General features: G+C 59.3%; 8 protein-coding genes. All 8 read right to left on the bottom strand.

All coding sequences use genetic code 11. The features are described 5' to 3' along the window. On the bottom strand, positions 1-328 hold a 328-nt coding region (locus AWB78_RS40390), incomplete at its 3' end, for a glycosyltransferase family 2 protein (RefSeq protein ID WP_157697817.1). Beyond that, a complete protein-coding gene (locus tag AWB78_RS40385) occupies positions 325-1659 on the bottom strand; it encodes a hypothetical protein (protein ID WP_062612625.1) in 1335 nt (444 codons plus the stop codon). The genes AWB78_RS40385 and AWB78_RS40390, both read right to left, overlap by 4 nt. A 6-nt stretch (positions 1660-1665) precedes the next feature. Beyond that, positions 1666-2742: a nucleotidyltransferase family protein gene (locus AWB78_RS40380; RefSeq protein WP_062612624.1), complete on the bottom strand. Its 1077-nt coding sequence runs from the start codon at positions 2740-2742 to the stop codon at positions 1666-1668. A gap of 91 nt (positions 2743-2833) precedes the next feature. Continuing rightward, entirely contained in the window at positions 2834-3991 is a 1158-nt protein-coding gene (gene neuC, locus AWB78_RS40375; RefSeq protein WP_063959110.1) for a UDP-N-acetylglucosamine 2-epimerase, read from the bottom strand. 36 nt (positions 3992-4027) lie between these two features. Further along, complete coding sequence (locus AWB78_RS40370) at positions 4028-6184, bottom strand: hypothetical protein (RefSeq protein WP_062612620.1); 2157 nt, start codon at positions 6182-6184, stop codon at positions 4028-4030. 3 nt (positions 6185-6187) lie between these two features. Further along, on the bottom strand, positions 6188-6991 hold the full coding sequence (locus AWB78_RS40365; protein WP_062612619.1) for an SDR family oxidoreductase: 804 nt from the start codon (positions 6989-6991) through the stop codon (positions 6188-6190). Between the two features lie 32 nt (positions 6992-7023). Next, on the bottom strand, positions 7024-7950 hold the full coding sequence (locus AWB78_RS40360; RefSeq protein ID WP_062612617.1) for a Gfo/Idh/MocA family protein: 927 nt from the start codon (positions 7948-7950) through the stop codon (positions 7024-7026). 44 nt (positions 7951-7994) lie between these two features. Next, on the bottom strand, positions 7995-8889 hold an 895-nt coding region (gene neuB, locus AWB78_RS40355), incomplete at its 5' end, for an N-acetylneuraminate synthase (RefSeq protein WP_062612616.1).

The following is an 8889-nucleotide window of genomic DNA, read 5'->3' as shown; positions in this document are numbered from 1 at the left end:
TAAGCGTCCCACGTACGTAGATATCGTCATCGCCCAAAATCTGTATATAGTCGCCACGTGCTTCATTGAAGCACTGCGCAATGTTGGCATCCGATCCGAGATTCCGTTCGTTGCGAATGTACCGCAGTACCAAGCCGGCGTGAATGGCATCAGCGACGATCGTGGGCGTCTCGTCCGTCGAATGATTGTCGGAAACGAGAATTTCCACCTTACCAGACAGTGTGGATGGCATTTCTTCCGCCAATCTCTGCAGATTTATCCGCAAATAGCGGGCTCGATTGAAGGTCGGAATCGCGATCGTCAATTTGATGGGCGGTGCGCAATTCATTCAGTTGCTCTCCATATGCGGTTACATCGGTACCAGATACCGATACTGGCCGGTAGGTTTAAAGTGACATTCACGCCCGCCAAAACTGCAATCAGACCGGCCGACGAATAGTGCCGCGTCGCATAAAGCGCTGCGGGCACCGTTACCAAGGTGGCGATGAGGGTGAGCCAGACCAGTGGCTCGCGGCGAAAACTGCGTAACTGTAACGCAAGCCCTCCGATAAACTGGCTCGTGCATGCGAAGATGGCCAATCCGAGCAATTCTGGCCAAGGCAAGAGCCGATGTACGATCGGTTGGTCCGCCATCAGCCAAACGAGACCCAGGAGCGTCATGACGCCTGCGGCACAGACGCTGAGCGTGATGGAGAAATCGCGCAGAAAGAGTCGGTCGAGTCGGCGCCAGTCACGCGTTGCGGCCGCGTTTGCCATGCCCGGTACGCGACGTAATAACCACGATTGCGCGACGAGTCCGATCGTATTGACAACTGTCAGCGACAAGCCGAACTGTCCGGCCACGATCGCCCCTTGCATGTTGAACAGAATCGGGATATTGATCTGCGTGATCGAATAACCGCAAAGCCAATTGATCGCCAGTCGCCATTGCAGCGGCCAGACTTCCTGCCGCCACCGGTAGGTTTTATCCGGATTCTCGCGCGCGATGGCGACGAGGGGCCGATGGCAACACGCCAGCCATACGAGCGGCACGCACAGCGCCATGGCTGGCATCATTGTCACCGCCCAAAGACCGCTTCCAGTGACGAGGGCTGCCCAGCACGCGAGCGAACCAAGAATCGACGTGGTAAGCCGCACCCGATACACTTGTGCAATCTCACCGCTGCCTTCCACCAAGGCTAAGAAGGGCAGAGCGATGAGGCCGCCGGCGGTAAGCGTGCAGAGTGCGAACCAACAAGATTTCCATGACATGCCAGCGCTTGCTTTTTCGCTGAAGAAGACCCAGCCACCCGGCAGCAGCAAAACAAGGAAGGCGACTGTCGCGATCGCGTACCAACGGACCGATTTACCCAGCAATGATTTGAAGTGTGCCTGAGTCTCACCCTCAAGCCGATTTCCGCTTGTCCAGCGCAGACCGATAAAGGAATGGGCAGCGAGCTGAACCAACACGGTGGACAGGCCGAGATCGAAGAGAGTATAGAGCGATGCGACGCTGAGGAGGCTGTAGTACCAGCCCTGGAGCTCCGGCGTCATGGCATGGGCGGCAAGCAGCGTCGTGACTAGACCGGCGCCTGCTTGCCAGACGCGCAATGCCAGGAGCGACGTGATAGGGTGACGAGACCTCCCGGCAAGCTGGGAAATCCGCTCGGGGGTGTTCATTCGCGCTCAGAACAGTTTCGCGGCAAGATCATAGTCGCTCGGGCGGCCGACATCTAACCAGTGTTCGAAGACCGGAAAGCACGATACGTTCGCGCCACGGCGGATCTGCTCGTGCGCGACATCGGTCATGTGATAGGGGCCATTTTGGGGCAAGCTGGCGAGGACGCTTGGCGAAAGAAAGTAGATGCCACTATTAATGAGAAAACTGAACTTCGGCTTCTCTTCGATATGTGTGACTTGCGATCCCGTCGAGCCAACTACACCGAACGGCACTTGAAAGCTGTACTGCGTCGCGGCGATGCTCATTGCCGATTCGGTTCTAAGATGGTAAGCGAGGAACATGCTGACATCGAGGGTGGTGAGGATGTCGCCGTTGAAGACGAGCGTCGTGTCATCGCGAGAGGAAAGCAATGACAAGGCGCCTCCGGTGCCGAGCGGCGTTTCTTCGTGAATGTACTCGATCGGTATGCCGAAGCGTTCACCGTTGCCGAAGTGATTGACAATTTTCTCGGGCAGGTAGTGTGTGGAAATGAAAATACGGCTGGCGCCATAGCTGATCAGTTTCTCAATGCTGATCTCGAGCATCGGCCGGCCGTTGACATTCAGCATCGGCTTGGGTGTGTCGGCCGTGAGGGGCCGCAGTCGTGTCCCGAAACCGCCTGCCATCACGACGGCCGTGAAGCGTTGATTGACATAAGCCGGCGTCGAGTTGATATCTTGATGATCGATGATGTCAACGGGCGTACCATGTGCGTCGACGAGGATTAACTGACGCAGCGAGTGCTGGCGAAAAAGCGCGATCCGTTCAGCATGCGTCGAGCCGACGTGAGCCGTGATAGGCGTTGGCCGCGTGGACTTGAGCTTGATCTCATGAATGTCGCGCGCGGTCGCATCGACGTGCTTGCCTTCGAGAAACGCGCGCCGTATATCACCGTCGGTGACGATGTTCACGAAATGCCCATTGTCGTCATAGATCAGCGCGCAGCCCAACGCTCTGCTTGCCTGGATACGGGCGACGACGTCGGCGAGACTGTCGCAGAGTGATATCTTGAGACGGTCGAGGTCGAGGGGGAGTTGGTTCATATCAGTGCTCTTTGAGCAAGTCAATTTCGACGAAATGACAGGAGCGGGCGCACGCGAGTCCACGCTGTGGCGGCCCACTGGACCCCCGTTGCTATCGAAGGTCATAAAACGTTTTATTTAGCGCGCAAACCGTGTCCAGCGATACGAGTTCGCGGACGATGCGTGCCGTCGTGCCAGGCCGGTCGTAGGGATTGGATGCGCGCGCGGCAATCTCGCGAAATGCGGGCGACAGCGCGCGCCGTATCGCGGCAACGATTTGCGCGGTCTCGTCGTCGCATGAGATGACGCTTTCGCCGCGTGTGCGCCCGGCTTGACGGGGGCCGATATCCACGCTCGGTACACCGAGCGTCGGAACTTCGATGATCGCGCTTGACGAGTTGCCGAGGACGGCGGCCGCGTCGCGTGCTGCCGACAAGTATAGTTTCGTGCCTAGTGACATGCGAAACCGATAGCGTTGCGGTTGCCTGGCTGTTTGCTGCGCAAGCAACCGGTTGATCGCGAGGCCACCGGCGTCGGCATTGGCGCCTGTCACGACCACGAGGTGATCCGGGAAACTGTCGAGCGCATCGAGCAGCGCGTTCAGCTGCACTTCGGACGGCTTCATGGAAAGTGTCGCCGGATGGACCGTCACGAGGAAGTAAGGTGCGCGAGTTTCGATGCCGAGCAAGCGTGCCGTTTCGGCCTTCTCATGGAGCTCGAGCATGTGGATATTTTCGACACCCAGCGAACCGACTGTGAATACACGATCAGGATTTTCACCGAGCTGAATAATCCGCGCGCGGTAGACTTCTGTTGCCGCAAAGTGAAGATGACTCAGCTTCGTGATCGCATGACGGAACGCGTCATCGATGGCGCCGTACGTGAGTTCACCCCCGTGAAGATGAGCAATGGGGATCTTGCAGACGGTCGCCGCGGCAGCGGCCGCGAAGCTCTCATAGCGATCACCGAGCAGTACGAGAAGGTCGGGCGCCATGCGCCTGAATACGTCGCCGTAACGGATAATGCCGAGTCCCATGGACGTGTACACGCCCGTGTCCGTCGCACTGTCCATTAGCATTTCGACGCGCTCGTCGATCACGAGGCCATCGTCTGCAATCTCATGCCACGTTGCACCGTTTGCATCGGCGAGGTGCGAGCCAGTCGCGAGCAGCTTGACCGTCACGTTCGGCTCGGCTTTGAGTGCGCGAATCAACGGACATAGCAGGCCATATTCTGCGCGTGTCCCAGTGAAAATGCATATGCAGCGCATAGTATCAATTCTGTGTTGAGCAGAGCGTGAAGGGGGTCACCAGTTTTTTGCCCCGAGCGTCCAGGTGCCATAGGCTGGCCTCATCCGGTCTATCAAGGCGGGATGGGCTTGTTTCGCGTAGGCAATGTCGGGCGGATCGGAATAGACGAGCTTGAAATCAAGCCCGTCCGACATATAGAGATAGGTGGGTTCGCCAAGGGCATGAGGCGCCATCGATATGGTGCGGCGCATATAGAGGGGAAACAGTCCGGGAATGTCGCCGCGCACGATCGGCGGACCGATGCGCTCGGTTGGCGAAAGCTCGTGAGTGGAGATGCCGTCTTCCGGCGCCGCCGCCGACGTGACTGGATACTGCCCGTGATCGCGCTTGTAGGCGGCCAACGCATTGGCTATATCGAATGTCTCGGCAACGCGCGCGTCGGCCTGCACGTACTCGTAGGCCATGCTGAGCTCGACATACGCGCCGAGCTGCTCCGCCCAACGTTCGCCGTGGAAATAAGAGCCAACGATCAATAGCACTCTCGAATCGGTCAGCGGTACCGCGCCGTTGCGCACAGTAATAATCGCGTGCGGTTTGTCGAACTGGTAGTCGCCAAAGTTGAAGCGCTTTCGCAATGCTTCGTCCGCAATGAGCGGAACCCTCGGGGGCCAATTTTCGTATTCGTCGATCGAAACGCCCAGGCGTTTGTGCGAGTGGTAGACAGCGACTAATTCGCCCGTGTATTCGTAGTTCCAGAGCTTGCGATCGCCGATGCGGTACGCGGCGTCGTCGAACACGAACGTGCGCACGTTCTTGAGTTGCGCTTGATGCGTACGCACGAACGTCATGATCGCACTCTGGCGAATCCAATCGCGCCAAAGCTCGAGTCCAGTAACCACGCCGCACGCGACCGATGCACCGAGCACGTAACCGAGCAGCAAATCGCGCCCGATATTGCGCAGCACGGCAATCTTCGCAAACGCCAGATCGAGAACGTTGGCGAACGAGATCAGCACGATAACGAGCCCAGTGAGTGCCGGAAGGATGTTGCGGCTATCGTAGAAACTCGTGAGATACGGCGCCTTGCCGACGATCAGGTACGGATAGATTGCGGCGGCGAACAGCACCCAACCAAGGGCCGTTTGCGCGAGCGCTGCAAGCAGCGTCGTGCGCTGGCGCTTTCTGGGAATGATGCGCAGCAGCACAAAGCAGATGAGACTGCAGACTGCTAGCATGAGCGGCGTCACGGTGCGCGAAGAAGTGGCGAAATAGTCGCGCAGCACTGGTCGGATTGCCGTGAATGCATCTACGAGAGACGAGAGAACGGTGCGCCAGTGCACGTCGTTATAGTCCGCATAGAGCGTAGATTTAACCGTTGTAAGCCGCTTGATCAGCATGAAGAGGAACGGCAGCGCGAGCAATATCGCGTTGTTTGTGGCGAACTGCAGCAGCGGTGTCCAAGCTTCGCGCAGCGTCGTGCGCAACGCGGCGGGTAGTTCGCGAATGCCAGCGGGTTGATACCATCGTGGAAAATTTGCGGACCAATCGATGCTCGCGCTCGCGTAACGCAGCGCGAACAGGATGAGTACCGCCAGGAACAGGACGATAAGCGAGTTGAGGTAGAACGAAAAGAAAAGAAACGGCAGGCTCAGCAGTAGACCCCTTCGGGGTCTCGAGGTTGCGAGTAGGCACGCACAGCCGATCCAGAACGACGCGATGTAGACGTTGTACATGGCGACGCTGGTGAGGAACCGGATCGATGCGACATGCGTCGCGGCATAGACTAGGCCGTATTGAAACGCGTCCTCGGCCGAGAACACGCGCTGGCGGTAGAGGGCGAAAGCAGCGGCAGCGCCTGCGATAACCCACGCGAGAAGCGCGCTCGCGCGCATGGCAAGCGACGGATGCGCCAACGCGTTGATCGCGTTGGTCAGGTAACCACCCCAAAAAATGCCCAGTTCCTTGCCAATGCGGATGCTCTGGTCGGGCGGCTGAAAGCGCCACACCCAGTCATCCCAGAAGTAGCCGGGATTGCAAACAATAAGTGCGCTTCCGGCAAAGATTGCCATGAAGGCGATGGGAATGCGCCGAATCCAGACGGCAAGCGCGCACAGAACGGAGCCCTGCGGGCTCATCCGTACACGCTGGCCTTGCAGCGGATCCGCATCCGTTCGAACCGGCGTTAGCATCGATACTTCGTCGCGATTGTTCATGGCTTACCAGGCGCACCAGCCGCCGTCGACGACGATGTTCTGGCCTGTGATGTAACTCGACATGTCGCTTGCCAGAAACAGCGCGGCGCCTTTGAAGTCCTCCTCCGTGGCCATGCGCTCGAGCGGCGTGCGCTGGCAGTAGCGCTCGACGAATTCAGCAGGCTGGTCGCGCCATACGCCGCCGGGGCTCATCGCATTTACACGCACATGGGGCGCGAGTGTAGTCGCAAGCCAGTTTGTGAGCTGCGTCAACGCGCCCTTGCTTGCGCCATAGGCAGCCGGATTGCCCATTGAAGTGCCTTCGTAGAGCCGCCAATCCGGCCCCACGACGCCGTACAGCGAAGACACGTTGATGATGGATCCTTTGCCGGAGCGCTTGAGCCATGGGAGCGCTTCCTGCACGAGCTCGAACGCTGCGGTGACGTTTACTTCGAAGGCGGCACGCCAGGCGGCGCTGCGCTGCTGCTCAAACGGCACGGCCCAGCCATCGAGTATCGTGGTGCCGACGAACGCCGCACAGTTGACGAGCACGTCGAGTCCTCCACATTGGCTGGCAACGCGTGCAGGCAGCGAACGCACGCTCGCTTCGTCTGAGAGCTCGACTTCGAATGTGGCGACCGCCGTGGCTGTGGTGCTACGAATGTGTTGAGCTAATCGTTCAAGTTCATCTCGCTGACGGTCCGCGAGCGCGATCGTCGCGCCGGCTTCGGCCAGTGCCTGGGCGATCGCCGCGCCGATGTGGCCGGCACCGCCGGTGATCACGGCGGTCCTGCCAGAAAGGGACATCAGGTCTGAAATCGTGCGCATCGGTTTGGGTGGATATTCCCTGATCGGGTTCGCTAGAGGACAACCCATCGTGACTCCGCGGCCGCCGACTCCGCGGCCGCGATGAAGCGCATCACTTCGCGGCCTTCATCGAAGCTGCACATGGTCGACGTGTCGTTATCGAACAACGCCTTCAGTTGCGCGCGATACGTATCATCGCGTGCAACTTCGTAGTAACGGACCTCGCCGTTGAGTGTCAGCGTTGAGTTAGTGAGATCGACGCACGCGGTCAAATCACGGGCGTTGATCGTGATGACGCGCCTGGGCATGCGATCAAGATAGTTAATCGAAATCGACACGGCCGGGCAACGCTCGTGGATCGACAGGATCGAGTAGACGTCTTCGCTATCGATCTCGAGTTCGCTCAGATGGCCGCCGAGGGCCGCGAGGGAGCGGGGCTGCCCGCACAGCCAGATTGCAAGATCAATTTCGTGCGATAAGTCGCGCAGTACGCCGCCGCCCTGCTCGCGATGCGCCGAGTACGAACAACGGTAGTCCGTGTGCGCTCGCCACTGCGGCAGGTGCTGGCCAGCGTAGAAGCTGGCGCTGTAAATCGGCCGCGCTGCCAGCGCGTCGCGCAGGGTTCTGAGGAGCGGATGAAAGCGCAGGTTGTAGGCAACCGAGGCGTGAAAGGGCAGCGTGACTGGAATCTCGTCGTGAACGCGACAGAGCGGTTTCTCGATGAGTGCATGGCCGGAAAATCCGCCTTGCACCAGCGCGTCCAAGGTAGGGGCATGGCGGTCGGTGGCATTGGCGATCACGATATGATCTGGCACGCCTTCGGCCAGCGCATGGGCCACGCTCGCGAAACGTGCGTGGGGTGCAAAGGGTGCTGCGGGATGGTTCGTTACGCACGAAACATCCGCGCCGAGTTCCTCGGCGAGCCTGCTGTGGCGTGCGCCGATCGATCCATAGCCGATGACGAGAAGACTCTTGCTCATGTCAATATGTGCCGTGTCCTCGAGAGGGTGAAAGCGCGTTCATTTCAAATCGGCTCATCGGCATCGTAAGCGCGCATTGCAATCGTGCCGACGACGCGATTCCATTGTGCGGGCGAAATGCCCGATCCCGGTCGACGCACGGTGAGGTTATCGGGCGACAGCGCTTCGCCCTTGGCAATTGCGCGACTCGCGACGATCGATTTGCGCGCCGCGAGGCGATTTGGCAGTTCCGAGGCGGACGGGCGCTTGCGGCCGTCGCCGAGCGCGGACGTGATACGGCGAACCGCGCTGATCATTTGTGCGAGTTCGTGCGGCTCCAGGCTTGCTCGATGGTCGGGACCTGCCATTGCGCGGTCGAGCGTAAGATGCTTCTCGATTACTCGCGCGCCGAGGGCGGCCGCGGCGATGGGAATATCGATGCCTTCGGTATGATCGGAGTAGCCGATCGCGACGCGTGGAAAAGCCGTGCTGAGCGTTCGTATTGCGCGCAGATTGACCTCTTCGACGGGGGCCGGGTATTCTGTGGTGCAGTGGAGCAGCGTAATGCGTTCGAGCGGTGTACCTGCAGCTTCGAGCGTTTCGAGCGCATCCTCTACTTCGCCGAGCGTGGACATGCCGGTGGAGAGAATGATCGGCAAGCCCATCGCACCAAGTTGACGCAGGAACGGGATGTCCGTGAGATCGCCTGAAGAGACTTTCAGCGCTTGCATACCAATCCTCGCGAGCAAGATCGCTGATTCGATGTCGAACGGTGTGGAGAGAAAGGCGATCTCTTTTTGGTCGCAATAGGCGGCGATATCGCGAAACGCAGATGGCGGCAATTCGAGGCGCTTGAGCATGTCGAACTGCGACTCGCTTGCGCCGCTCGTTCGCTGTTGATAGCGCGCTTTTTGCGCGTGACGTGAGACGAGCTTTTCGGCGCGAAACGTCTGAAACTTA

This window comes from Caballeronia calidae (assembly GCF_900044055.2).
GTDB lineage: Bacteria > Pseudomonadota > Gammaproteobacteria > Burkholderiales > Burkholderiaceae > Caballeronia > Caballeronia calidae.
The sequence above is the reverse complement of the archived record's forward strand: the minus strand, read 5'-3'. Positions and strand labels throughout refer to the sequence as shown.